Here is a 26,167-nt window from a genome sequence, read left to right on the forward strand (position 1 = left end):
TACAGGCCATTCTACCCTAACTACCTGCACTGGATGCTGTCATGCCATCTAAGGTAGTTAGGGCGCTTCTGTCACATCCAGTGAGTGATGATTCAAAAAGTATCTGCGCAGCTAAGTGCGGGTATTCAACATCTCAAAGGACTAAAAAATGAAAAACAAACTAGCGTTAGTGTGTACGACTTTGTTGGTCAGTACGCTGGCTCATGGTGCCGAGCATCGAGTAAAAGACAATAAAAACAAGTTGGCGGATGACCCAACAAAAGTCATCACGAAATTTGGCGCGTCGTACGCAAACAACTACGATTTTGATGATCAAAACATCTCATTCTCGGGCTCACTTGCGCTTGACCAAGCGCGCAAAATTAACCTGCGTATCAATGATGATGCGAGCGAGTGGCGTATTGGTGGCTCGTGGTTGTTTCCGGTCGGTATCGTGAACTTCAACTTCGGTAAAAATGAATACGTAAACGGCGCGGATCAAACCAACTACAGCGTTGGTACCTTTATGCCGCTAAGTTATTTCGGGATTGAGCCAGCAGGCTTCCAAATTTTCCCAATGGCAGGCTATACGTACAACACTGGTGATGTTCCTGTTTGTGACGGTGCAGAAAGTAGTCTCTGTAGCGAGCCTAACTTTACGGGTACGCCAAGTGCAGAGAATGGCTTCAATATGATGAGCTCTTCAGGCAGTAGCGGTTACGTTGGTGCATTTGCGCTGAAATCGTTTACCAAAGAGCTGACGTTAATCAGCTTTGCAGCAGGCACTTACGGCTCAGAAAACAGTGAAGGAGAGAACTACAAAGGCTTCTTTGGTGGTATTGGTCTTGGTTACCTCGTGAGCAAACGCCACTCTTTTAACGTAATGACGTTTGGCATGGACAACAACACCTATTTGGATGAAGCAGACAAGCGCATCGTATTATCATATCAATATCAATTTGAATAAATAAAAACGCAGCCCAAATAGCTGCGTTTTTACTTTGATAGAATGAACTAGTGAATTGAGTTGTTTTCTTCGATCTTTTTCTGGTACTGGTGTTTTAATATATACATGCGCTTAACATCGCTGTAAGCGCCGTTAATAAAGTATTCTTCTACAAGGTGACCTTCTTCGATAAAGCCGCACTTTTTGTATAAGTGAATAGCGACTTCGTTATCCACTGCGACTAATAAGTAGATTTTACGTAGATTAAGAATTGAGAATGAGTAATCTAACGCACGATTAATCATCTCTGTCGCATAACCTCGGCCTTGATGCTCTGGGGCGATGATTATCTGAAATTCCGCGCTGCGGTGAATGTAGTTAATCTCGATCAGCTCAACTAAGCCAATTACGATGCCGTCTTCATCTTCGACGACAAAACGCCTTTCAGCGTCATCATGTATATGTTTTCGATAAAGTTCTTCGAGCTCGTCATAAGACTCGTAAGGTTCTTCGAACCAGTAGGCCATGATATTTCGGTTGTTATTCAGTTCATGAATAAAGCGCAAATCAGAACGCTCTAATGCACGCATTTTTAGGCCTTTCTTCATCATTTTTCTCCAATGAGGGCGGAGAATACCTCCGCACTTGATGCTAGAAAATATTACCGTATTTCACAAGAATAGCGCATCTTTTTTTGGAAAATATCCTGTGATTTTCAATGTGGAAACTTAGAGTTCACGACAAATATAAATTAATCTTTACGATAAAAAACTCGATTAGGTGCTTTGCCTAATATCGTATTAAATACCGCGCAACGACTTAGTGTCTTAATCTAAACAAACAAGGTATTCAATATGTTTTCAATCGGTGACGTAGTAGTAGCGACTAAAGGTATCGATCTTGGCGAAATGGTTGTTACAGGTTTAAGCAGTGGCGGTTTTTACACACATGTAAAAGCAGGCGAAAAAACACTAACTTACCCAGCTAAAGATCTTAAGAAAGCATAATTAAATTTGCTCATTCTTATTTTTAACTGGCTTAAAGTTCGTATTAGTTATTTTAAGCGGGTTAGAATCGATAAAAGGTAGCGCAATGAGTCGCTACCTTTTTTTATTTTTTCTACCTTTCTTCACCAATATGAAACTCAACGCGATTTCTTCCAGTTTCTTTTGCCTTGTAAAGTGCTAAGTCGGCGCGTTTAACTAATGGTTCAAATGAGTCGTCGAGACGACAGACTTGAGTTACCCCAATACTCGCGGTGAAGCTCATATCACAACCTGAATGTTGAACGGTCGTCGTTTCTAGTGCATTACGAATCGTTTCTAATGTGTCTAGAGCTTGCTGTGATGAGCGACTTCTTAATACGATGGCAAACTCTTCACCGCCAACTCTGGCAAGTAAGTCACAATCAAGTAGATGACTTTTAATAGTATTAACTGCATGGATCAGTGATTTATCGCCTGCGTCATGACCAAATTGGTCATTGAGGCTTTTAAAATTGTCGAGATCTAAAATAGCAACATGGAAGTCAATGCCCTGGGTTCGGTATTCATTTAGGCGGCTTTCGATTTGTCGCATGAACTCTCTGCGGTTTGGAATACCTGTTAGATCATCCGTCGTGGCGAGGTGCTCCATCTTCATAATCTGTATATGAAGGGCAATGTTTAAAGCAATCCAATTAGCGATGCACTGAAGCTGTGCCGCTTGTTCGTTTGTGTAAATGTGCGTTTGATGATGCGCAACATTAAGCGTTCCTAGGCAGACTTTACCGTGCATTAAAGGCGCGTCCATACACGTACCCATACCATTGGATGCGAGCATCATACAATCGATCTCATCAGATTGCGTAACATCATCGCAGATCATCAGTTGTTGCTTTTTGAACACTCGGCCAACAAACGCTTGATGAATGGGCACTAAAAATTCAGCGGGAATCGCTTTACTACCAGAGAAAGAGTAGACCTTTAGATGATCATTGTTTTCATAAAGTGTGATACTCGCACGGTCAGAATTAAATATACGATTTATCCATTCTGCCACCGTATCAAGTACTTGCTGTAGTGTTTCCGATTGAGCTAAAAAGTGAACAAACCCTATCGGCATACATATCGGACTTTCCATGTTTTGCATCGATAAGTCATCAGGGTTAAAAGTTCTTTCAAGTCTCAATAGACATCTCCTTGGCAATGTTGCAAATACCAACAATAAATTACGTGAAGCTATTTTGTAGAAAATGTGCTTCTTGGTAAGAGTATGGTTTAATTATCGCCGTTTGTGTGCATTTGGTTGCTTAATGTGGGCGTTAACTCACCCTAAATAAGTAAATCTTATACCTATTTATAAGTAAGTCATTACTCAATAAGTGGTGTTTTTAAGATGGAAGTACAGAATGAGCCCTTCTGGAAGAGAAGGGCTAGAAAAGGATACAAATGGGGTCAGGTGAGTAGAGACTTAATTGTCTTTGTACTTTTGTAAAATCAACTGACTTATCTGCGCAACGAGCTGGTCCCTAGCTTGAAGTGAGAGCTCGGTTTCTGTGACATAAATACTAATGTAAACAGGTCGATGATTTTCCTTCCATATAATCGCGTTAATGCCACGCGAACCATGACCACCCGCACCAGAACGGTCTGCAATAGACCAACCTGTTGGTAATACAGAACGCATTAACGAGTCTGAAACTTTGTTGTCCTGCATCCAGATTTTTAATTGTACACGAGACTCATAAGACAACGTTTCGCCTTCGACCAAAGTTCGAAGAGTGTTTAGTATGGCGTTAGGTGTGGTTGTGTCGCGGCTGTCGCCTGGTGTGGCTTCGTTCAAGCGAGGTTCTATTCTGTCTAGGCGCGTTGCTTTATCTCCAATTGTTCGCAGAAACATTGTTACGGCCTTAGGGCCGCCAATTTCATTTAATACTAAGTTGGCTGCGGTATTATCACTCATTAACATAGCGGCTTCACACGCGTGCTCTATGCGTGTGTTTTGGCCTGCGAGCTTATCCATCACTGGAGACCATACAACGATACTGCGCTCATCGACTTTTGCGGTCGCATTTTTACTTAGCTTACCGCTGTCCATATCACTTAGCATTTTGGCACAAGCTAGGGTTTTGAATGTGCTCATGAGTGGGAAGCGTTCATCGCCACGGTAATCCCAACGCTCGTCTGCTTGGGTATCCCAAACTGACACCCCAATTCTGCTTGAGGTTTGTTGCTCGAGGAGAGAAATGTCCTCATTCAGTTGGGACGCGTAACTTAGGGTTGAGCAAACCATTAGCCCAGCCAACAAAAATAACTTTTTCATGGATCGTGTTCTTCAATTTTAGTTTTAGTTCGCACCATAGCGATGTCACGTAAACTATAACGAGCCAATACTCTAAGCACTGTTAAATCTATGTCTATTTTATGTAGGATTCTTCGCAATACGCTTAAACAGTCTCAATATGGGGAGAAGAGTGTTGCTATCAAGGCCTGTAGTTTGGCTTATATATTACGTCAGTGATTCGGTCACAAAAATATCTTAGCGTGAGACACTGGCTCAGAATTCCTTGTCATGAGCTAACGAATAGTTTGCTCCAGAGACATAAAAGGAGCTGAATCATCAGCTCCTTTTGCCTATTTGGATAATTACTTACAGTTCAATCTTTTTAACCATGCCCGCTTCTGCATGGCCCGGAATGTTGCACGCGAACTCAATCTTGTTGTCACCGTGGAAATGCCACAACAACTGCTTCGCTTTACCCGGTTCGACCGTCACAGAGTTGCCCGAGTCGTGCATGTGATCACCACTCATTGTTTTCATCATTTCGCGATGTTCTAGCTGCTCTTTAGCCGAACCAATCGTAAACTCGTGGTTGATCTTACCTGTGTTCATGACTACAAACTGCACCACATCGTTTGGCTCAATCTTAACGTCTTTTTTGAACTTGATGGTCATGTCATCACCCAAGATAACGTGTACCACCTTGTCTGGCTTTGCCCCTTTTGCTGGCATACCTACTGCCGACATGCCCGGCATATCCATCATGTTTGAATGGTCCATTTTACTGTGGTCCATCTTCATGCTGCCGTGGTCCATATTTTCATGCTTCATGTTGCTATGAGCCATGTTCGCGTGGTCCATGTTTGAATGATCCATTTGGGCAAACGCAGTCGTTGTTGTTAGGGCTAGAGCAAGAGTGATTAGTGTCTTTTTCATTTTTATATCCTTGTTTTAATTCATTAATAACTTGGTTGCTTCCCCCCAAACGAATTGATTGAGGGGAAGGTAGGGATTAAGCCTTGTTGCCAGTGCGATCTGTGCTGTCGGCGTTTTCGATTTGGTTGCCAGTTTGCGTGCTTGTTTGGCTCGGAGTTGAGTTGTTTGGGCGCAACTCACGTTGTTTCCACAGCTTGAAGATGGCTGGAAGTACCAACAGCGTCAGCAGCAGTGCCGATGCCATACCGCCAATCATTGGTGCGGCGATGCGTTGCATTACTTCTGATCCTGTACCTTCGCCGTACATGATCGGAATCAGACCAATAATGACCGTCAGTACCGTCATCATTACTGGGCGGACACGCAGGCCTGCACCTTCACGAATGGCATCGGTTAGGTCTTTCGCCTCAAGCTTCTGTTGGCTCTCTTCCGCATCCAGCTTTTTGTAGTGCCATGCTTGGTTGAGGTAGACGAGCATGATGACCCCAATTTCAACCGCGACGCCTGCGAGGGCAATAAAGCCGACCCCAACAGCAATCGAGAAGTTGTAGTTGAGGATATGCATGAGCCACAAACCACCAACCATAGCGAGTGGTAGCGTAAGCATGATGATCATCACTTCGCCAACGCGACGGAAGCTGAAGTAAAGCAGCAGCATAATAATGGCGATGGTGATTGGTACCACGACACTCAAGCGGTCTTTCGCACGTTCCATGTATTCGTATTGACCAGACCAAGCCAGTGAGTAACCCGCAGGAAGTTCCAATTGATCAGCCACGACTTGCTGTGCTTCCACGACGTAAGAGCCAAGGTCACGACCATCGATGTCGACAAATACCCAGCCGTTTGGACGCGCGTTTTCCGTCTTGATCATCGGAGGGCCGTCTTCGTAACGAATGTCCGCTACATCAGCCAGCGCAATACGAGCACCATTTGGTGTGACTAATGGTAGGTTTTGCAGTTTAACCACTGAATCACGGTAGTCTTGTGGGTAACGAACGTTGATTGGGTAACGCTCCAAGCCTTCGATGGTTTCACCCACATTCATGCCGCCCACCGCAGTGGAGATCACCTGCTGAACGTCTTTGATGCTCAAGCCGTAACGCGCTGCTGCACGACGTTTAATGTCGATCGTGACATAACGACCACCTGCTACACGTTCTGCATAAACCGATGCCGTGCCTTGTACGCCATTAAGAATTGGCTCTAGCTGAGAACCGATCTTCTCAATCACTTTCAGATCAGGTCCGGCGATCTTAATGCCGATAGGGGTTTTGATGCCCGTTGCCAACATGTCGATACGCGTTTTGATAGGCATTACCCAAGCGTTAGTAAGACCAGGGAACTGAACCAACTTGTCGAACTCTTTGCGCAGTGACTCCGTTGTTACCCCTTCGCGCCATTGGTCGCGTGGCTTCAACTGAATCACGGTTTCAATCATGGTGAGTGGCGCTGGATCGGTTGCGGTCTCAGCTCGGCCAATTTTGCCCCATACGGTTTTCACTTCTGGAACGGTTTTGATCAGCTTGTTGGTTTGTTGTAGAAGCTCGCGCGCTTTACCAATTGAGATACCCGGATAGGTCGTTGGCATGTACATCAAGTCGCCCTCATCCAGCGGCGGGATGAACTCGCTACCCAGTTTACTGGTTGGGTAGTAAGCCGATGCCATTAGACCTAATGCGATAACAATCATGGTCTTAGGGTATTTTAAGCTGGTGTTCAACAGCGGGCGGTACAGCGCGACCAAGCCGCGGTTAACTGGGTTTTTGTGTTCCGGTAACATCTTACCGCGAATGAAGTAGCCCATAAGAACAGGGACGAGTGTGATCGCCAAACCTGCTGCCGCTGCCATGGCGTAAGTCTTAGTGAACGCAAGCGGCGAGAACATCTTGCCTTCTTGGCCTTCTAAGGCGAACACCGGTACGAAGCTAAGAGTAATGATCAGCAACGAGAAGAACAGCGGTGCGCCAACCTCTTCTGCGGCTTTGCCAATTACTTGCCAGCGGTTTTTGTCGGTAAGTGGCGTTCGTTCAATGTGCTTGTGAACGTTTTCAATCATCACGATTGCACCATCTACCATGGCACCGATGGCAATCGCGATACCACCAAGGGACATGATGTTGGCGTTGATGCCTTGCCAATGCATTACGATAAACGCAGTGAGAATGCCAACCGGTAGGCTCAGAGCGATAACCAATGAAGAACGAATGTGGAACAGGAACAACGCACACACAATCGCGACGACGATGAACTCTTCTGCAAGCTTTTTCCATAGGTTTTCTACCGCTGAATCGATAAGGGTAGAGCGGTCGTAGGTTGCCACAATTTCCACGCCTTCTGGCAGGCTGCGTTGTAGGTCTGCTAGCTTGTCTTTAACTTTCGCAATCACTTCACTGGCGTTTTCACCAAAGCGCATCACGATAACGCCGCCGACCGCTTCACCTTCGCCATTCAGCTCTGAGATACCACGGCGCATTTGTGGGCCAAGGTTAATGTCTGCGATGTCCCCTAATAGCAACGGCGTGCCTTTCTCGGTGACTTTTAGCGGCAGTGATTTAATGTCTTCAATGCTGGTTAGGTAACCCGTGGTACGAACCATGTGTTCGGCTTCCGCCACTTCGATAACAGACGCGCCGGTCTCTTGGTTACCGTTTTGGATTGCCATGTTCACTTGTTGCAGAGTGAGGTTGTAAGCACGCAGCTTGGCAGGATCAATCTGCACTTGATACTGCTTCACCATACCGCCCACGGTAGCGACTTCAGAAACGCCATCAACGGTTTGCAATTCGTACTTCAAGAACCAGTCTTGCAGGCTGCGAAGATCCGCCAAATCATGGTTGCCGGTTTTGTCTTGTAATACGTAGCTGTAAACCCAGCCCACGCCCGTTGCATCAGGACCTAGGGTTGGTTTTGCGTTCGGTGGCAGCTTTGGTGCTACTTGGCTTAAGTACTCCAACACGCGTGAACGTGCCAAGTACATGTCGGTATCATCGTTGAAAATGATATAAACGTAAGAGTCACCAAAGAAGGAGTAGCCACGAACTGTCTCAGCGCCCGGCACGGCAAGCATGGCGGTGGTGAGTGGGTAAGTGACTTGATCCTCGACGACTTGAGGAGCCTGACCCGGATAGCTTGTCTTGATGATCACTTGCACATCAGAAAGATCCGGAATCGCATCAACAGGCGTATTCTTTACACTGTAAAGTCCGCCTAATACAAGGGCTAAGGTCGCGACCAACACTAGGAATCGGTTGCTCAGTGACCAACGAATAATTGCATTGATCATAATTAACCCTCGACGGCTGTTGTTGCAGGAACTAGCTGTTTAAGAACGTAGTCAGATCCTTGTTTTTCAACTAGAAACCGAACTTTCTGTCCTTCTTCAAAACCCGATAGATCAACATCTTCACCCACAGAGAAGTTCATCTCACCCGCATCCCAGTTCCATTCTGCAACCGGTAGGTGGTTTAAGGTGATCATGCCAAAATCAGCCATCAGCATGCTAATGTCACCAGTTAGCCAAACTTCTGCGGCAATGACGCTGTTGTCTGCCTTATAGTCGATGATTTGGTACTGACCGGACTCCGTCTTTTGCATTTCAAATTCGATAGCCTGACCTTTTTTCAAGTCACCCATTTCAACGCCATCTGCGAAAGTGAAGTTCATTACCATGCCCGGCCAATCCCATTCTGGTACAGGCTGGTGGTTGATGGTCAGCATGCGGTGATCTTTCATCACATCCGTGATCTCACCTTTGGCCCATGCCGTTTCTGCCGCTGCTTCTACACCATTGATGCGAGACAGATCCGCCGACTGGCTTGATTCAGAGTCGAGCATGAAGTGAGATGAAGTAACGATCTTGTCGCCTTGTTTAAGTCCTTGTAATACTTCGATTTGTTCGCCAGCTTCGCGGCCAACTTCAATTCGAGCAGAACGGTATTTGCCATCACCTTCCGCCAGAACAACGCGAGTCATACCGCCAGAGCGGATAACAGATGATTTGGGAATCGTTAATACTGCGTCGTCCGTGACAGGCTGCAAGGCAATATTGGCGAACATGTTTGGCTTCAATGCACCATCTGGGTTAGGGAATTTAAGGCGCACGCGCAACGTACGAGTTTTCGGATCGAGGATTGGGTACACGTAATCGACAACACCTTGCCATTCATTGCCCGGAATCGCGTCAAGGGTCATCGTGGCTTGAGAACCTGCTTTCATCCAGTGTGCTTGACGCTCAAAGACCTCCGCATCAACCCAAACATTGTCCAAGGGACCTGCACTGATCACCGCTTGCGCAGGAGACAAATAGCCACCTTCACGCACGTTTAAGCTCGCGATAACGCCATCAGCAGGCGCTTTGATTTCAATGGTTTGCGATGCTTTACCACTACGAGTAATGGATTTGATTTGAGCGCGGTCAACACCAAGCGTTACCAAGCGTTCGGTCGCGCCTTTTACAAGACCTTTGCGGCCAGTGCGGTACGCATTCAGCAATTCTTCTTGTGCTTTAACCAGTTCTGGAGAGTAAAGCGTGAAAAGCACATCGTCTTTCTTCACTTTCTCGCCCACGGCATTGATGTAGAGTTTTTCTACCCAACCCGCCACACGAACGTTGGTTTGCCATAACAGACTTTCATCAAAGGCAATATAACCAACGGTTTCGATGCGTGGTGATAACTGCTGTAGTGTCGCGTTTGCGGTTTTAACCCCTAGGTTGTTTTCTACTGAAGGGTCAATAGTCACTGTACCCGGTGCGTCCTGTTCACCGGATAGGTCTTCTGCGTAAACCGGAATCAAATCCATGCCCATTGGGGATTTACCCGGCTTGTCGCGTTTGTAGTTCGGATCCATTGGGGCAACCCAGTAAAGCGGATCATTAGAGCTTGCAGCAGATTCGCCACCCATCGCACTCATGTCGTGAGCCGAGCCCGTAAGAAAATGATTAGCACCAAACCCTAAAGCACCACCAACAATCAGCGCGATGGTTGCAATTTTTAATGTTTTCATTGTATTACCTTATTTTCCCCTTCACATTTGACGCTACAGCGTTGTTGCCTGCTCTCGTTCACCCAAATCACATAGCAGATCCCTTAGTTTGTTAGGGAAAGTGCTCATGGGATTCTCTCGTTTGCCGCCTAGCTGCAGCCCCAACTGTCTTGGGGAATCACAAATTAATATGTCGAAATAGAGCGAGCTTCCGGTGAAGCCACTTGGTAGTCGAAACCACCGAGTAGGGTGGCTAAATTGCTGTTTGCGATGTTGAGATCGGTCAGCAGACGTTGTTGCTCTAATTGCAGAGCCAACTCGTCAGTCGTGGCAGAAATCACATCGTTAAACTGCGCTGTGTTGTTTTGATAACCCCGCTCAACGGCTTGAATGCGCGCTTTCGCTTGAGGCAATAAGGTGGATTGATAACGTTCTAAACGCTGGGTTAAGTTGCCGCGATCAACCAGCAAAGTGTTCACCTTGGCATTCATCTGCGTTAGTAAGGTGTCTTTTTGTGATTGTGCCGCGCCAACTTGGTATTGAGCGGCCGCGAGATTGCGATCTTGGCGGTCACCCGTAAACAACGGAATGTCCATGGTGAGGTAAGCGCTGACCAAATCTGATGCTGGCTCACCCATCATGTTGTCGGCTTGGCGGTAGGCGTACATTACTTCGACGCCAAATTGTGGGGTGTAGGCTTGCTCAGTAATTTCCACCTGCGTTTTATTGGCAGAAATGCTGACGTCGGCCATCTTAACCATCGGGTGTTGACTGAGTTGCTGATAATGCTTGGTGGAACCCTGACTGGCAGCAAGTTTGCTGTTCAGTGTGTCCCAATTAAGTTGATTGCTCGCATGCAGGGCCTGTTCATTCGCCAACCAATCTGACCCCAACCATTCGGAGAGTTGAGAGATAAGACGACGTTGCATTTGTGCGTTGGCTTGCAGTTTCTCATCCAACTTGCTGACTTGAAGTTGGGCGTTAAGCAGATCTTGCGCTTCACTCTTACCAATCGAATAGTTGGTTTGAATAAAGCTTTCCATCTCCTTCATCAACTTGCGGTTCTCAAGCATGATTTGTTCAGCGCGTTGCTGGTAACCAAGTTCTAACCAAAGTTGAGTCATGTTGTTGGCTACCTCAAGCTCACGAGCATGGACTTGAAGCCCAAGGCTGTCAGCTTGTTGATTGGCTTTCTTCTGCTGTAAATCAAGCGTCGAGCCACGCTCAAATTGTTGCATTAAACCAACGGAGATGTTGGTCATTGGGTCTTCATCGAATTTGAAGCTGTCGACAGGCAAGCCACCAAAACCCACTTTCAGTTTTGGGTCGATTAAGGTCGCACTCGCGACGCCCGTTTCACGCATGGCAGCAGATTGCGCTGAGTATTGCTTACGATTGCCATCGTTACTCAAAGCGACGTTGATCAGTTGGGCAAGCTTGGTCGTTGAAGCTCGCTCACTTGATGCGGAATTTTGTGCTGCGTGCGTCTCTTTACCAGCGGCGTTAACCAAGGTTGGCGCAGCGACCAGAGCCACCATAAAAATAGGTGCAGCTAAGCGGTATGGTTTGATATCCATAATCTAAATCCAGTGTTCGCCGGATCGATGGAGGTGCGGATTTTATTGCGGGAACAGTAAAGCCTTGTCACCTCATCGTTCAGGCGCATTAACACAACCTGCGAGATATACGCAGGGTCGAATGCTAGGACGGATTTAGGCTATAGGAGGTCGATACAGGTCGCGGCTGACGTGCACAATAGGAGATAGAACATCAGGGGTTATCGGCGCACGGTAAACATTTGGTGATGTACGATTTACAGGGATAGGTAAAGGGACAAATACAATGGTACAGGCTGCTGTGCAGCAAGTGTGTACCATGCCGGAGCCGCCATTGCAGTTTATTTTCGAACTATTTTTTTCGACAGGAGATGCCATGATGTGGTCTTTCATTTCAGGCATGTCACAATCTTGTTCATCCATCATTGATGGGTGTTGAGTCATTTGATTGTTCGACATCATTTGCATGTTCATCATCGGGGCACTATTCACCACACTCGATACCAACAGTACCAGTGATGTAAAAAGCGTTAACCAAATTGTATGCATCGTTTTTAGGCGCACACTTGTTCCCATGGATGATGAAAAATGAAATTAGAACAATTTTAAACGTTACCCCAAGGGGAAGGTCAATATTTAATTTCCAGGTTTACCTTCAAGTAAGGTGAACACGTTTCGCTACTTTGGGAGCAGTTAAACGTTTGTTGAATACTGACTCTTGATACTTCGTGACAAATTGTTGGTGACCATATAACACGAAAAAAATGTGGTTTATAAGTTTTGCATCACACCACCTTGTCTTAGAAATGATTATCCTTATAGAATGCGTGGTTTTGTTTGTGCAGATGTGGATTTGCTTTGCTGCGGAGGTTGTATGATAGAGATTGTCATCGATGGAAAATATAGAATTGTAGAAGAGGGTCTAACCCTTTTAGAAGCAGCAAAAGTGTGTGGGGTCGAGATCCCATCGCTGTGCGGAATGAACAAAAGTAATGAAAAAGTGCCGTGCGACTTGTGTGTGGTTGAAGTCGAAAGTGGCGGCACTAAACGCGCGTGTGAACTCGAAGTTTACCGCGGCCTCAATGTGGTCACGCAATCAGAACAGTTAAGCGAGCACCGCAGAAAAGCACTTAACCGCATCATGACGGACCACTACGCCGATTGTGAAGCACCATGTAAAACCGCGTGTCCAGCGGGTGTAGATATCCAATCGTACCTTTATCACATCGCACAGAACGATCATCAAAAAGCGATTGAAGTGATTAAGCGTACGCTGCCTATGCCGTTATCGATTGGCCGCGTATGCCCTGCATTTTGTGAGAGCGAATGTCGCCGCTCGTTAGTCGATGAACCAATTGCAATTCGTCAGCTAAAACGTCATGCCGCGGATGCGGATTTATCTGCGCATGAAGCCTACGTACCAGAAAAGAAATCAAGCAAAGGTTTGAACATTGCCGTTGTTGGCGGTGGTCCTGGTGGTCTAACGGCTGGCTACTACTTATCGAATGAAGGCTACGACGTTACGGTCTTTGAATCCATGCCAAAAGCGGGCGGTTGGTTGCGTTATGGCATTCCAGAATATCGCCTACCAAAAGACATTCTCGATAAAGAAATCGAATTGATGTGCCGTAATGGCATGCAGGTTCGCACCAACCAAAAACTGGGTGTGGATTTCACACTTTCTCAATTGAGCGAAGAATACGATGCAGTGTGTTTGGCTGTCGGCGCGTCTCAAGCGGTCGAAATGCATTACACAGGCAGTGACCTTGAAGGTTGCTACTTAGGCGTTGATTACCTAAAAGATTACGTTACTGAGCAAAACTACGTCACGGGTCAGAAAGTCGCGGTGATCGGTGGTGGTAACACGGCAATTGACTGTGCTCGTACTGCGCGTCGTGCTGGTGCCGACACCACGTTGATTTATCGTCGTACTCGTGACGAAATGCCAGCAGAAGACTACGAGATTGTCGAAGCGGAACACGAAGGGGTGAAATTCCACTTCTTGACCAACCCTGCTGAAAATCTTGCCGATGAAACCGGACGCGTGAATGCGATTCGTCTAGAGCGCATGGCATTGGGTGAGCCAGATGCATCTGGTCGTCGAAGCCCTAAACCAACAGGCGAGTTCTTCACCGAAGAGTTCGACACCGTGATTGCGGCAGTATCGCAAAAGCCAGATCTGAGCTTCCTCGAAGGAGAAGATTTGTCGATTCCACTTACGCGTTGGAACACCTCCGATGCAGATGAAAAGACCATGCACACAGGCACGGGTAACATCTTCAGTATTGGTGATTTCCGCCGTGGTCCAGCAACGGCAGTTGAAGCAGTGGGTGATGGTCGCGTTGCGGCAAAAGCCATTGACCTGTTTTTGAATGGCGATATGGCGGATATGCCAAAGGCGGCGTTCAACTCACGAAAAGAGAAGAAACTTTCTCAAGTCGACCCGCTTCACTTCGAGAACATCCAAAAAGTCGCTCGCTCTATCATGCCTGAACTGACTCCAGCACAACGCGAGCAAAGCTTCGCTGAAGTGGAGTTAGGCTTTGATAACGAAGAAGCGATGAAGGAAGCGGCGCGCTGTCTAGAATGTGGCTGTCAGGCAAATACCGATTGTGCGCTGCGTGATTACTCCACTGAATATGAAGCTGAGCAAAGCTTTGACTTCTCCTTTCAGATTAAATCACACCAAGATTGGTTAGATTTTCGTGCGAAAGACTTGCGTCATAAGTACGAAGTTGACCGCAGTTCTGAGTTTATTGAGTTTGATGCTAACCGCTGTATTAGCTGCGGTCAGTGCATCCAAGCGTGTCGCGACAAAGCCGTGCACGGTGTACTGAACTTTGTGTGCGATAAACAAGGTCGCCCTGCGTTACGTCCAGACGATCGTCCACACTTTGGAAGTAACAAGAATGGTTTAACTCTGATGGGCGATTCGAACTGCGTGCAATGTGGTGCGTGTGTTCAAGTATGTCCAACGGGGGCGATGGTCGATAGTCGTGACCGTTCGCAAGGTCGCACTGAAGATCTGAAAGCGGTCGACACCATTTGTACATACTGTGGTGTGGGCTGTAAGTTGACTATGTTCGTGGACGAAGCAACCAATACGATTCGTTACGTGAAAGGCGGTGACTCGCCGGTGAACCAAGGCATGCTTTGTGTGAAAGGGCGCTTTGGTTTTGACTTCATTGGCAGTGAAGAGCGTCTTACCACGCCATTGATTCGCAAAGACGGTTGGTTGCAGCCTGCAAGCTGGGAAGAGGCAATTAAACTGATTGCGAGCAAGTTCTCTGGCATCAAGCAAGATTTTGGCAGCAACGCATTGGCGGGTTTCTCTTCAGCGAAAACCACCAACGAAGACAACTACGCGTTCCAAAAATTTGTCCGTCGTGAACTAGGCACCAATAACGTCGATCATTGTGCGCGCTTGTGTCACGCATCGAGTGTAACCGGTCTTGAGGCATCACTCGGTAGTGGTGCAATGACCAACGACATTCCAAGCATTAAGCACTCTGATGTGATCTTTATTATTGGTTCGGATACCACATCGGCGCACCCGATTATCGCTTCACACATCAAACAAGCAATTCGTCACCACGGCGCTCGCTTGATTGTGGCTGACCCGAAACGTGTCGATATGGCAGAGCATGCTGAGTTGTACATGGCGCACCGTCCGGGTACAGATGTGATGCTTTTAAATGGCGTCATGCAGCAGATCATCAAGAACGGTTGGTACGATCAAGAGTACATTGAAGAACGTGTCGACGGCTTTGATACCTTGTTGCAAGAGGTGATGTCGCCAGCTTACAACCTCGATAAAGTGGAGTTGGTTACGGGTGTTAAAGCCGAAGACATTCAAGCAATGGCGCGCATGATCGGTACGGCAGATCGTACAGCTGTGTACTACTCGATGGGTATTACTCAGCACACGACAGGTCATGACAACGTGCGTTCTATCGCTAACCTGCAATTACTGTGTGGCAACATCGGTATTGAAGGTGGTGGTATCAATCCGCTGCGTGGTCAATCAAACGTGCAAGGCGCGTGTGATATGGGGGCTTTGCCAAACAGTTTCCCAGGCTACCAAAAGGTATACAACCCAATTGTGCGTCAGAAGTTTGCGATTGAATGGAATGCGCCAAATCTGCCTTCTGAGCAAGGTCTAACCCTGACAGAAATCATTGACGCGGCTTGCCATCGTGACGTTCGTGGTATGTACATCATGGGTGAGAACCCAGTATTGAGTGACCCGAACCAAGCGCATGTGATTGAAGGTTTAGAAGCGCTCGACTTCTTGGTTGTTCAAGACATCTTCCTAACGGAAACCGCTCAATACGCGGATGTGGTTCTGCCTTCTTGCTCGTTTGCAGAGAAAGCGGGGCACTTCACCAATACGGAGCGTCGTGTTCAGCGTGTGAATCCGGTTGTCACGGCACCGGGTGAGGCAAAAGAAGATTGGTGGATTATTCAAGAAATCGCCAATGCCATGGGCAGTGATTGGGACTACCACTGTGTGTCTGATATCACTAACGAAATTGCACGAGTGACACCTCAATACGCGGGTCTTCGTTGGGACGCCATTACGCCAAACGGTGTGCAATGGCCGAGCAATAAGAACAACCCTGCGGGTACTCGCATCATGCACCAAACCCAGTTTACTCGTGGTAAAGGGCAAATGGTGGGCGTACCGTTCCGTTATGCGGCTGAGCTGCCAGATGAAGAGTATCCACTGGTGCTTACTACAGGTCGTGTACTTGAGCAATTCCACACTGGCACCATGACGCGTAAGACCAAAGGGTTGGATAATCTTGCTGGCCCTCGCGCGATGGTGAGCGTGGAAGACGCAGAAACGCTTGGCATCAGTAATGGTCAGCGTCTGACGGTGTCTACACGTCGCGGCAGCATTGAGATTGATGCTTTTGTGACTAAGCGTATTCAAAAAGGAGTGGTGTTCATTCCATTCCACTTTGTTGAATCGCCAGTCAACCGCCTAACGACAACGGCAACTGACCCGCATGCGAAGATCCCTGAGTTCAAGGTCGCTGCGGTTAAAGTGGAAGTGAGCGAAAAGACAACGCAGACAGAGTCTCTCGAAGATAGTTACCAACACGTTTAAATTCGGCGAGTCACGTTGTTGTGGGCACTGACAATTTGAGCCTAGTTGATGGGCGGATAATCTAATCTTGATTTCCGCTCTCACTACATTCACTCGATTGTCTTTTTCTTCCAACTCCTTTTACTTTTCTGTTATCACCGCGCTCCGGTTAGTTTTCCCTCCTTACTTCTTGCTGTCTCTGTGGCGTATTTTTGTTCAAGCCCATGATGAGAGTGCAATAAAGTTTGTTGTTGAGCTTGTCATAGAATTGACTGTCTCTGACTGTCCTCTGTTATTTGGGCAAGTTCTATAACCTAAACTTTGCTCGCTTCCTATACTGAATTAACGAAGCAAGATTTTTATAACAACAAGAGGAAGCTTGTATGACAAGAACAACCTCATTTGCACTCGTTTTATTACTTATGTGCGCATACTTTGGTTACAACCGTTATTATGTATACCCCCAGCAGTTGGAAACACAGGCGAAGTCCATGCTAATACAAATGGCAAATCGCGAAGAGTGGGTAGATGTGTTTGAGATGATGAATCGCGTAGACGCGCATAAGGGCCATTTGGAACTTGTTGCTGACGTGACATCCTCTGATGGTCAGCGTGCGTACAGTGAAGGTATTATCACGTATACGGATCGCGAAGGCGTTGTCTGTAAACAGGTAGTGTTCAACTTTAAAATAAACTCTTTGAAAAACTACAATATTTCCGATTTACGAGATTGTTCCTACGGCGAGTACTATTAATATTGTCTGAGAGTTGAGCTCGATAGCACAGTGTATGAATACAGAAACAAAAAATAGCCCTTCGTTGGGGCTATTTTTGTTTTTAAGGAATGAACGCAATATCGTGGGATTAGTCGAGTGATTTTTTGAAGCGAAATGAAGCGACAATAAGGCCGATAACGGTGAATCCAAGTAACCAAACTGTATCTCGCCATAGCTCCATGAGGTCTGCACCACGCAGCACCACACCACGAATAATTCGCATAAAGTGGGTGGCAGGCAGCGCTTCGGATATCCATTGTGCCGCGATGGGCATTCCTTCATAAGGGAACATAAATCCGGACAGAAGAATCGATGGCAAAAGAATAAACACCGTCATCTGCATTGCTTGAAGCTGCGTCGTCGCAATGGTGGATATCACCAAACCTAAGGTTAAACTCGCGGCGATAAACAACAGCGTGCCAAACAGTATCTGACTAATGGCGCCGTTTATCGGTACACCAAATATCCAATGACCCAAGCCTAAAATGATAAACACCTGTATCAGACCAACAAAGATGTAGGGAATGATCTTCGCTACCATGAGTTCGATGGAGTGGATTGGCGTAGTAATCAGTAACTCTAAATTGCCACGTTCCCGTTCTCGAACAATGGCTGCGCTGGTGAACAAGATCATCGTCATGGTTAGAATCACGCCCAATAAACCGGGGACAATGTTCACCGCCGAGCGCCGACTCGGGTTGTAATACAGCGCAACTTCAAAGGTTTTGGTTGGGGCAGGGCGTATCTCAAAATCAAAATCCGTTAACGGCATGGTTTGCAGTGAGAGAATCGCTGAGCTGATCATGGTGTCTGAACCATCCACAATCCACTGGCCAAGCTCTCTACCTTGCACCATGCGTTGGGTTAGGTCGCTAGGTAGAATTAAAGCCGCTCGCACCAAACCGTCTTGAATGGCTTGCTCGGCTTCAGAAGCGGTAGCGAAGGTTTCGACCACATCGACCACTTGTGTGACTTTGACGGACTCAGTGATCACGCGCCCGGCAGTGCTGCCACTTTGATCGACGACGCCAACGGGAATGTTGCGAATATCCGTATTAATGGCAAAGCCAAATAGCAGAAGTTGAATCAGGGGGATCATTACGACCATGCCAAAGGTAATGCGGTCACGTGAAAGCTGACGGATCTCTTTGATCATCACCGCTTTCATGCGGGCAATAGATTTCATCATTGGCGACCTTCTCCCGTAACGCTGACAAACACATCTTCCAAGCTAGGACGAGCAATGTTCATCTCGCAGCCATCAAGCTCAGGAAAGGTTTGGGTTAACCATTCGATCGGTTGTTCGATGTGCTGGTGGATCAAAATGCGTAAGCGAATGCCGAGCTGTGCGGCAGAACGGACTTCTTCGCGTCGAATGACTTTCTCTTTTAGCTCGCGTAAGTTATCCGCTTTGACTTCAACGATGTTAACGCCCATTTGGGCCATGAGTTCTTCTGGCTCACCATCGGCGCGGATTTCCCCAGCTTCCATAATCGCCAGACGATGACAGCGCTCTGCTTCGTCCATGTAGTGCGTTGTGACCAAAATCGTCGTGCCTTGGTCAGAGAGATCAAACAACTGCTCCCAGAAATCGCGTCGGTTCTCTGGGTCAACCGCAGATGTGGGCTCATCGAGAAACAACAGTTCTGGTTTGTGCATAGTGGCTGCGGCGAGAGACAAGCGTTGTTTCTGGCCGCCACTCATTCCGCCGACGCGCTGTTTACGCAGCTGGTCGAGACCGTAGGTGGATAGTTGTTCTTCGATGCGAGCTTTCAGAGCCTTGGTTTCCATACCAAAGATTTGTCCAATAAACTCAAGATTCTCTTGAACTGTCAGGTCATCATAGAGGGAGAACTTTTGTGTCATGTAGCCAATCTTGAGGCGCAGAAGCTCAGATTGTTTTGGGATCTCTAGCCCAAGCACATCCACGTTGCCCTCACTTGGGCTAAGCAAGCCAGTCAGCACACGAATGGTTGTTGATTTACCGCAGCCGTTGGGACCAAGAAAACCATAAATACTGCCTTTGGGTACATTGAGCGTGATGTTGTTGATGGCGGTGAAGTCACCAAACTTCTTCACTACATTTTCAGCTTGAATCGCGTATTCGGTCATTGGCTTACTCCACCAAATCCACTTGCGCTGGAATGCCCGAAGGCAAGGATTGTGCTGAGTCTTGTAGGTCGACTTCTGCAAGGTACATCAAACGCGAGCGTTCTTCCTCGGTAAGCGCGAAATAAGGCGTAAATGAAGGCTCAGTCGCAACCCAACGAACGGTGCCGCTATATGGTTGCTCAACGCCATCTACATGCACGTTAACCGTTTTACCCGGCACAAAATCGACTCGGTAGTTGGCAGGAACGTAAACGCGAGCGTATGGGACGCGGCTGGCTTGTATTACAGCAACTACACCATTCACAGGAACGCGTTCGCCAAGGTTAAACGGTAGGTTATCTAACAAGCCATCTCGCGTGGCGGTGATGGTGAGTTCTGCCAGTTTCTGTTCTTGTAGTGCCACATCGGCTTTTGCTGCCATGAGTGCGGCTTTTGCTTGTTCAATATCTTCAGGACGAGAGCCAGCGGTCAGTTTGCTGAACTCTTCTTGTGAGGAGTCTAGCTCTGCACGGGCAGAATCTCTGGCTGCTAAAGCGGTGTCTTTTTCTGATTGGCTGATGAGTTTTTTACGAACTAACTCCGCCTTACGTTGGTAGTTCTTTTGCGCTTCAACCAATTGAGCTTCCGCTCTGGCAACGCGTGCTTGCGCTGCGGCAATGTCTTCTGGTCGCTCACCATTGGTCAATTTCAAAAGATAGGCGTCAGCCTTGGCTTGTTCGGCTACGGCGTGAGCTAAAACGGCTTCTTGGTTCTTTGTATCGAGCTGAACCAGCACTTCTCCTTCGGTGACTTGGCTGCCTTCCTTGATGGGTAGGGCACGAATTATCTCGCTAGAGGTTGCAGTAAAGGTTACGCGGTCACGTTCCAGTGTGCCAAGGGCTTGCTGTCCGTCATCTTTGGAACAGGCAGCTAAAAGAGTCAGGGCTAGGGTGCCAAGAATGATTCGCTTCATCATGCGACGCTTCCTCTAAGAAGGTGAGCTCGAATTCGTATCAAGCTATAGAAGAGTGTGGGACTGCATTCAGTGTAACGTGAGTCAGTTTTGTCCGGCTAGGAAGTTAATTCCTTCAATATTCATCAATTGATTAATTATTGAAACTGGCTTTATCCTGCTGAAGCCGTGCTTTACTTGGCTCTTTTAAGTTGATTACATGAATATCATTTAAACAAAAATCTGGCCTTTCATGTAGAGCACGCCGTCGCCAGATACTCTTACTTGTTCGCCAGTAACTTCACAGTGCAAAATACCTCCGCGCTGAGAAGCTTGGTAAGCGACCAGTGATGCTTTGCCTAACGCTTCTGCCCAGAACGGTGCTAACCCAGCGTGAATCGAGCCAGTTACGGGGTCTTCGTCACCACCATTTGCAGGCCAAAAGTAACGCGATACAAAGTCTTGTTGATCACCTTTCGCGGTAACGACCACATCGTAAGGAGCGAGTGTCTTGAGGTGCTCTGAACGGTATTGAACCTCAAGTACCTCCTGCTGGTTGCCGACCACCACGAAATACGCTTGAGGGCTAAGCAGTACGCGTTCCACATCGCAACTTAGGCCTTCAATCAATGCCGAGGGAATATCAGAAACGGCTTTTGGAGGACGAGCAGGGAACGTCATCTCGATCTTACCTTGCGCATTCTTCTCTACGGTGAGGGTTCCTACTTCCAGAGTATGAAATTCAATCGTGCCATTAATGCCAAACTCATCAAACAGAACTAACGAAGAGGCCAGTGTTGCGTGTCCACAGAAATCGATTTCAGTAATCGGAGAGAACCAACGAATCTCATATCGGTTTGCGCCAATGGATTTTAGAAAAGCCGTTTCCGACAAGTTGTTTTCTGTCGCGATATTTTGCATCAATTCTGGGGCTAGCCATTCCTCTAACGGTACGACCGCTGCTGAGTTGCCTTTGAATTGCGTATCGGTGAAGGCGTCCACCACGTAGATATCCAATTCCATTTTCCTTCCTTGTTCCGTGAGCGATTAATTAGCATAAACCAAGTGCAATTAAGAGAGTAAGAAATTTGTGTTAGAATCTTAAAGTGTCAAAATTATAGATTATTTTGTGTTTTTTGATACTTACTGACAAGGATTCGGACTGCTGGGTACTTACACTAGTGTTGAATTCATTGAAAGGAAGAAAAACATGAAAGCGATCTACAAATCAGTTTTGGCATTGAGTGTTTTTGCGGTCGGTTCTGCCCATGCATTTGAACTCGTGAGTAGAGATATTCAAGAAGGCCACCCGATGGCGAAGACATTTGAATACTCTGGTTGGGGATGTGATGGCGGGAATCAATCACCACAATTGATGTGGAAAGAAGCTCCAAAGGGCACAAAAAGTTTTGCGATCACCGTGTATGACCCCGACGCGCCAACAGGCAGTGGTTTTTGGCATTGGATAGCGTTTAATATTCCATCCACCGTTAGCGAACTGCCTCGAGGCATTGATATGAACAAGTTAGGCGGCAAAGAATCTCGTATTGACTACGGCACAACGGGGTTCGGCGGCGCGTGTCCTCCAAAGAATGATGGGATGCATCGTTACCAGTTTACGGTGTGGGCATTGCCAACTGAAGAACTGAATTTGGATGAAAACACGCCACCAGCCATTGTAGGGTTTACTTTGAATAGTGTTGCTTTGGGTAAAGCGACATTAACCACGACTTACACGCGATAATTGAATATAAGGGGAGAGAATGGGTCACCAATATCAGGTTACGCTGTTTCGTGCGGAGCAGCAGCAGAAGCTTCGTAATGTCAGGGTTCACTCCCCAAGCCTTATTCAGATTGTTAAGGGGAGTAAACATCTTTTCTGGAAAGATGAAGTACTCGACATCCATCATCCAAATATCATGCTTTGTGAAGCAAATGCATCCCTAAATTTTGAAAATCTTCCTCTACAAGGGCGATTTCTTTCTCGAATGTTCAGTTTTCACTGTGTGCCTAGCGATGAAATGTTGGAGCTAAGCATGAGTAACGCATTAGGAAACTATGTACCCGTTGTTGAGACAGATAAAGCATTGCAAGCGACGTTAAATGCTTTGTTTTCGTTTGAGCGGGAAAGCTTAAGTGAAGCGACACAACGCTATTGGATTATGGGCCTATATCAGCAGCTAGCTGAGAGAGGGTTATTGCATCGGTTGTTCTCGAGTTCACATATCTCTTTTAGTCAGAAACTTAGTCGTTACTTATCGCGCTCTCCAGGGGAGGAGCATCCATTAGACATGGTCGCGGGGCACTTTGCTATGAGCCGAGCAACATTGATACGCAAACTGAAACAAGAAGGTACCCAGTATCGTGAAGTATTGGCAGAAGTGCGCCTAAATCACGCACTTTACTTGATGCAAAATGGCTCGTATAACGTTGCGCTGCTAGCACAGTTGTGTGGTTATCAGTCAGAGGGGCGTTTTAGCCAACGCTTTAAAAGTAAGTTCGGCCTAACGCCCAGCGAGTATATTAAAACGGTAGTGAGTTAATGTTTTACCGCTTTTGTATTTTTTGTGCTTTTTAGGTTAGCCATAATATTTGGCCTTCATTCGCAATGCTACATTCACCAAAGCAATCAACACAGGCACTTCGATCAGCGGGCCAATGACACCAGCAAAAGCTTGGTCTGAGTTTAGGCCAAACACCGCGATAGAAACCGCAATTGCCAATTCAAAGTTGTTGCCTGTTGCCGTGAAAGCAATCGACGCGTTTTTGTCGTAGTCAATGCCCATTTTCTTACCAACGAAGAAGCTGACAAAGAACATCAACACAAAGTAGATAGCCAGTGGAATTGCTACACGGAATACATCCATTGGCAGTTCAAGAATCATTTCACCTTTCAAGCTGAACATCAGCACGATGGTCGCAAGCAGGGCGATAAGCGTAATTGGTGAAATGCGTGGGATGAATACGTCGTTGTACCATTGTTGACCTTTCGCAGCGACCAGCCATTTGCGGCTTAGGAAGCCCGCTAGGAATGGGATACCAAGGTAAATAAGAACGCTTTCCGCGATGTCCATCATCGAGATATCAACTACGAAACCTTCGTAACCAAAGACTGGTGGCAACACAGTGATAAACAACCATGCCATCACACTGTAAGTTACGATTTGGAAAGCGCTGTTTAATGCAACTAGGGCTGCGCCGTATTCTTTGTTACCACCACCGATATCGTTCCATACCAATACCATCGCGATACAACGAGCAAGACCGATCAGAATGATACCAACCATGTAACCCGGATGATCACCTAGGAAAGTCAATGCAAGGATGAACATTAAAATAGGGCCGACAATCCAGTTCATGACTAAAGACAGCGTGATCGCTTTTTTATCTTTCGTCACTGTACCTAGCAGGTTGTAGTTCACCTTTGCTAGCGGCGGGTACATCATCAAAATCAAACCAATCGCGAGCGGTACGTTCGTGCTGCCGACTGACATTGACTCATTCCACTCAGCAACTTGAGGGAATGCTGCGCCAATACCTACACCGATTGCCATTGCCACAAAAATCCACACCGTTAGGTAACGGTCCAAGAAGCTCATTTTGTCGCTGGCACTATTTAAAACTTGAGTAGTCATAGTGTTCTCTTATTCGTTTATCGTCGAAAGGCGATAGTTAAAGGTATAGTTTATCTCTGCACGCCTGACCAGCGTGCAAAGGGAATTAATCAAATAACTTGGAAAAGCCTAGATTGAACTGATCAAACGCGTCGCGTTGAATGCGGTAACACACCTTAGGTGGGTTTGGCTCGGCGCTGATAAAGCCTGCTTGCTTGAGAATACGCAAGTGCTCGGAAACAGTAGATTGCGCAAGACCCAGTTCAGAAACCAAATCACTGTTCAAACAACCGCCCATGGTATCGAGCGTGTGCAGGATATGCAGAATGCGCAAACGTGCTGGATGCGACAAAGCTTTTGCTTGCGCTGCGAGAGTTTGTTCTTTCTCGAGCTGTTGTTGTGTTGTCTGAAAAACAACTTCGCACGTGTCCTTGCACTTATCACTCATTCGCTGGCCTTAATAGTTAATCGTCGAATTGCGATAAAGTGTACGCCTGCTCTGTGGAAGATGCAACAACTCGATGAAAAAATTAATCGTAAAATAACGATGAATAAAAAATTGAAAAAATATATGTTTTAAAAACAGTGATATAATAAAAAATTAAGTAGGTTACTAAAAGTTAACTAATTGCACTATATTTCTAGGTTACCATAATAAACCACATCCGACGCACAATGGTTACTGCGTCATCTTGTGAACTTATTTAAAGGTAATCCCATGAGCAACGTACTGATCATCAATGCACACGAACCATCACCATATTCAGAAGGTCGTCTAAATGCTTCTCTTGTCGACAAAGCACAGACGTTTCTGCAAGCAAAAGGCCATGAGGTTCGCGTTGTGACAATGCAAGATGAGATCAACGTAGATGAGCAACTCGCACACTTTGAGTGGGCTGATCGCGTGATCATCCAAAGCCCAATCAACTGGATGTCTGTGCCTTGGTCATTCAAAAAATACATGGACGACGTGTTTACTGCGGGTATGGGCGGTGCACTATGTGCATTCGATGGCCGTAGCGCAGAAGAACCAAAGAAAAACTATGGTACAGGCGGCACTCAAACCAACAGCAAATACATGCTGTCACTGACATTCAACGCGCCAGAAGAATCGTTTGATGATGAGAACGAATACCTATTCCAAGGTAAAGGCGTGGATGATTTGATGTTCCACATGCACGCTAACTTCCGCTTCTTTGGTATGTCAGCATTACCTACATTCGCTTGTTATGATGTGATGAAGAACGCAGATATCGAAAACGATTTTGTTCGTTTCGAAGCTCACATTAACGAAAACTTCTAATCCTTTTAGAAAGATAGTGCGAACTGAATGATGAATTGAGATGGACTGCTGTACGCGGTCCATTTTTATTTGTTTGCGGCGAGGTGACGTTTTTATTACTCTAAAGCACTAAATGTATCTAGCTTACTTTTCGTTACCTAGATTAGGTGCGTATCTTGAGGTGTATTGTGGAAAGCAGAATCAGTGTAGATAGCAAAGGTCGTAAGTCAGTGGCGAACGTATGTGCGGAGCCATGTGCTATCGAGAAAGGGATGCGTTTAATTGGTGGTAAATGGAAAGGTTCTCTGATTTATCATTTGAAAGACGGCCCAGTTCGTTTCAATGACTTAGCACGCATGCTAGGCGGTGCAAGTAAAAAGATGATCGACCAACGTCTTAAAGAGCTAGAAGCGGAAGGTATGGTGGTGCGTAAAGTGATCAGCGACCGCCCAATTGCAGTCAGCTATGAACTAACAGAGTTCGGCCGTACCGCACTTAAGATTCTTGATGATTTGCGAATTTGGTCTGAAAAGCATCAAATTGAGCTTCGTTAAGACCAAAGTAGTTAATCGCAAACGTCACTCTCTTTTGAAAGCTGATTAACAATACATCGCCGTTTATACCCAAGTAACTTAGATGTGCTTTATTCAAATCGTAATTTGTTTCGTAAAACAACGTACTCTTTCTAGTCAGGCA

At 46.6% G+C, this 26,167-nt stretch carries 22 protein-coding genes; 8 read left to right on the forward strand and 14 right to left on the reverse strand.

Translation table 11 applies throughout. The features are described from left to right. The first annotated feature begins 148 nt into the window (after nucleotides 1–148). Nucleotides 149–946 (forward strand): hypothetical protein, encoded by a 798-nt coding sequence (locus R7070_RS09235; protein ID WP_064369133.1) that lies wholly within the window; start codon nucleotides 149–151, stop codon nucleotides 944–946. A gap of 47 nt (nucleotides 947–993) precedes the next feature. Here the strand turns inward: R7070_RS09235 and speG are convergent, their stop codons facing one another. After that, nucleotides 994–1,533 (reverse strand): spermidine N1-acetyltransferase, encoded by a 540-nt coding sequence (gene speG, locus R7070_RS09240; protein WP_005375417.1) that lies wholly within the window; start codon nucleotides 1,531–1,533, stop codon nucleotides 994–996. A gap of 246 nt (nucleotides 1,534–1,779) precedes the next feature. Between speG and R7070_RS09245 the strand changes: the two genes are divergently transcribed. Then, complete coding sequence (locus R7070_RS09245; protein WP_005375418.1) at nucleotides 1,780–1,932, forward strand: hypothetical protein; 153 nt, start codon at nucleotides 1,780–1,782, stop codon at nucleotides 1,930–1,932. 112 nt (nucleotides 1,933–2,044) lie between these two features. Here R7070_RS09245 and R7070_RS09250 read toward each other — a convergent pair whose 3' ends face one another. The 7 genes from R7070_RS09250 to R7070_RS09280 all read right to left on the reverse strand — a co-directional run bounded on the left by R7070_RS09250 (nucleotide 2,045) and on the right by R7070_RS09280 (nucleotide 12,228). Further along, on the reverse strand, nucleotides 2,045–3,094 hold the full coding sequence (locus R7070_RS09250) for a sensor domain-containing diguanylate cyclase (RefSeq protein WP_318141190.1): 1,050 nt from the start codon (nucleotides 3,092–3,094) through the stop codon (nucleotides 2,045–2,047). Between the two features lie 282 nt (nucleotides 3,095–3,376). Further along, nucleotides 3,377–4,228, reverse strand: a complete 852-nt coding sequence (locus tag R7070_RS09255) for a carbenicillin-hydrolyzing class A beta-lactamase CARB-42 (protein ID WP_005375420.1) — start codon at nucleotides 4,226–4,228, stop codon at nucleotides 3,377–3,379. 327 nt (nucleotides 4,229–4,555) lie between these two features. After that, complete coding sequence (gene copI, locus R7070_RS09260) at nucleotides 4,556–5,122, reverse strand: copper-resistant cuproprotein CopI (RefSeq protein WP_064354568.1); 567 nt, start codon at nucleotides 5,120–5,122, stop codon at nucleotides 4,556–4,558. Between the two features lie 76 nt (nucleotides 5,123–5,198). After that, on the reverse strand, nucleotides 5,199–8,408 hold the full coding sequence (locus R7070_RS09265; RefSeq protein ID WP_256900397.1) for an efflux RND transporter permease subunit: 3,210 nt from the start codon (nucleotides 8,406–8,408) through the stop codon (nucleotides 5,199–5,201). Nucleotides 8,409–8,410: 2 nt separating this feature from the next. Next, complete coding sequence (locus R7070_RS09270) at nucleotides 8,411–10,129, reverse strand: efflux RND transporter periplasmic adaptor subunit (protein ID WP_256900398.1); 1,719 nt, start codon at nucleotides 10,127–10,129, stop codon at nucleotides 8,411–8,413. A gap of 164 nt (nucleotides 10,130–10,293) precedes the next feature. Continuing rightward, the gene (locus R7070_RS09275; protein WP_256900399.1) at nucleotides 10,294–11,685 is read right to left on the reverse strand and encodes a TolC family protein; all 1,392 of its coding nucleotides are present in this window, start codon (nucleotides 11,683–11,685) and stop codon (nucleotides 10,294–10,296) included. A 135-nt stretch (nucleotides 11,686–11,820) separates the two neighbouring features. Beyond that, complete coding sequence (locus R7070_RS09280) at nucleotides 11,821–12,228, reverse strand: hypothetical protein (RefSeq protein ID WP_256900400.1); 408 nt, start codon at nucleotides 12,226–12,228, stop codon at nucleotides 11,821–11,823. A gap of 310 nt (nucleotides 12,229–12,538) precedes the next feature. Here R7070_RS09280 and fdhF point away from each other — a divergent pair, with 310 nt between their 5' ends. Next, a complete protein-coding gene (gene fdhF, locus R7070_RS09285; RefSeq protein WP_256900401.1) occupies nucleotides 12,539–16,777 on the forward strand; it encodes a formate dehydrogenase subunit alpha in 4,239 nt (1,412 codons plus the stop codon). Nucleotides 16,778–17,139: 362 nt separating this feature from the next. Then, the gene (locus R7070_RS09290) at nucleotides 17,140–17,511 is read left to right on the forward strand and encodes a hypothetical protein (RefSeq protein WP_005375433.1); all 372 of its coding nucleotides are present in this window, start codon (nucleotides 17,140–17,142) and stop codon (nucleotides 17,509–17,511) included. Between the two features lie 109 nt (nucleotides 17,512–17,620). Here R7070_RS09290 and R7070_RS09295 read toward each other — a convergent pair whose 3' ends face one another. The 4 genes from R7070_RS09295 to R7070_RS09310 all read right to left on the reverse strand — a co-directional run bounded on the left by R7070_RS09295 (nucleotide 17,621) and on the right by R7070_RS09310 (nucleotide 21,598). Beyond that, nucleotides 17,621–18,718 carry an ABC transporter permease gene (locus R7070_RS09295; RefSeq protein WP_031778897.1) on the reverse strand — a complete coding sequence of 366 codons (1,098 nt, stop codon included), beginning with the start codon at nucleotides 18,716–18,718 and terminating at the stop codon, nucleotides 17,621–17,623. Continuing rightward, nucleotides 18,718–19,644, reverse strand: coding sequence for an ABC transporter ATP-binding protein (locus R7070_RS09300; RefSeq protein WP_054822160.1), 927 nt, complete (start codon nucleotides 19,642–19,644; stop codon nucleotides 18,718–18,720). The genes R7070_RS09295 and R7070_RS09300 overlap by 1 nt, the downstream gene beginning before the upstream one ends. Nucleotides 19,645–19,648: 4 nt before the next feature. Beyond that, nucleotides 19,649–20,599, reverse strand: coding sequence for an HlyD family secretion protein (locus R7070_RS09305; protein WP_372430176.1), 951 nt, complete (start codon nucleotides 20,597–20,599; stop codon nucleotides 19,649–19,651). Between the two features lie 207 nt (nucleotides 20,600–20,806). Continuing rightward, nucleotides 20,807–21,598, reverse strand: coding sequence for a PhzF family phenazine biosynthesis protein (locus tag R7070_RS09310; RefSeq protein WP_054865850.1), 792 nt, complete (start codon nucleotides 21,596–21,598; stop codon nucleotides 20,807–20,809). Nucleotides 21,599–21,785: 187 nt separating this feature from the next. Here R7070_RS09310 and R7070_RS09315 point away from each other — a divergent pair, with 187 nt between their 5' ends. After that, nucleotides 21,786–22,319, forward strand: a complete 534-nt coding sequence (locus R7070_RS09315; protein WP_005375444.1) for a YbhB/YbcL family Raf kinase inhibitor-like protein — start codon at nucleotides 21,786–21,788, stop codon at nucleotides 22,317–22,319. A gap of 19 nt (nucleotides 22,320–22,338) precedes the next feature. Further along, entirely contained in the window at nucleotides 22,339–23,118 is a 780-nt protein-coding gene (locus R7070_RS09320) for a helix-turn-helix domain-containing protein (protein ID WP_256900402.1), read from the forward strand. 36 nt (nucleotides 23,119–23,154) lie between these two features. Here R7070_RS09320 and arsB read toward each other — a convergent pair whose 3' ends face one another. Together arsB and R7070_RS09330 are read right to left on the reverse strand one after the other, a co-directional pair. Next, on the reverse strand, nucleotides 23,155–24,210 hold the full coding sequence (gene arsB, locus R7070_RS09325; protein ID WP_318141191.1) for an ACR3 family arsenite efflux transporter: 1,056 nt from the start codon (nucleotides 24,208–24,210) through the stop codon (nucleotides 23,155–23,157). An 85-nt stretch (nucleotides 24,211–24,295) separates the two neighbouring features. Further along, nucleotides 24,296–24,637, reverse strand: a complete 342-nt coding sequence (locus R7070_RS09330) for an ArsR/SmtB family transcription factor (protein WP_005375451.1) — start codon at nucleotides 24,635–24,637, stop codon at nucleotides 24,296–24,298. A 270-nt stretch (nucleotides 24,638–24,907) separates the two neighbouring features. Between R7070_RS09330 and R7070_RS09335 the strand changes: the two genes are divergently transcribed. Together R7070_RS09335 and R7070_RS09340 are read left to right on the forward strand one after the other, a co-directional pair. Continuing rightward, a complete protein-coding gene (locus tag R7070_RS09335) occupies nucleotides 24,908–25,492 on the forward strand; it encodes an NAD(P)H-dependent oxidoreductase (RefSeq protein ID WP_054578681.1) in 585 nt (194 codons plus the stop codon). A gap of 167 nt (nucleotides 25,493–25,659) precedes the next feature. Beyond that, the gene (locus R7070_RS09340; protein ID WP_005375456.1) at nucleotides 25,660–26,025 is read left to right on the forward strand and encodes a winged helix-turn-helix transcriptional regulator; all 366 of its coding nucleotides are present in this window, start codon (nucleotides 25,660–25,662) and stop codon (nucleotides 26,023–26,025) included. Nucleotides 26,026–26,167 lie beyond the last annotated feature (142 nt).

This window comes from Vibrio sp. 1557, from assembly GCF_033340175.1.
Lineage (GTDB): Bacteria > Pseudomonadota > Gammaproteobacteria > Enterobacterales > Vibrionaceae > Vibrio > Vibrio alginolyticus.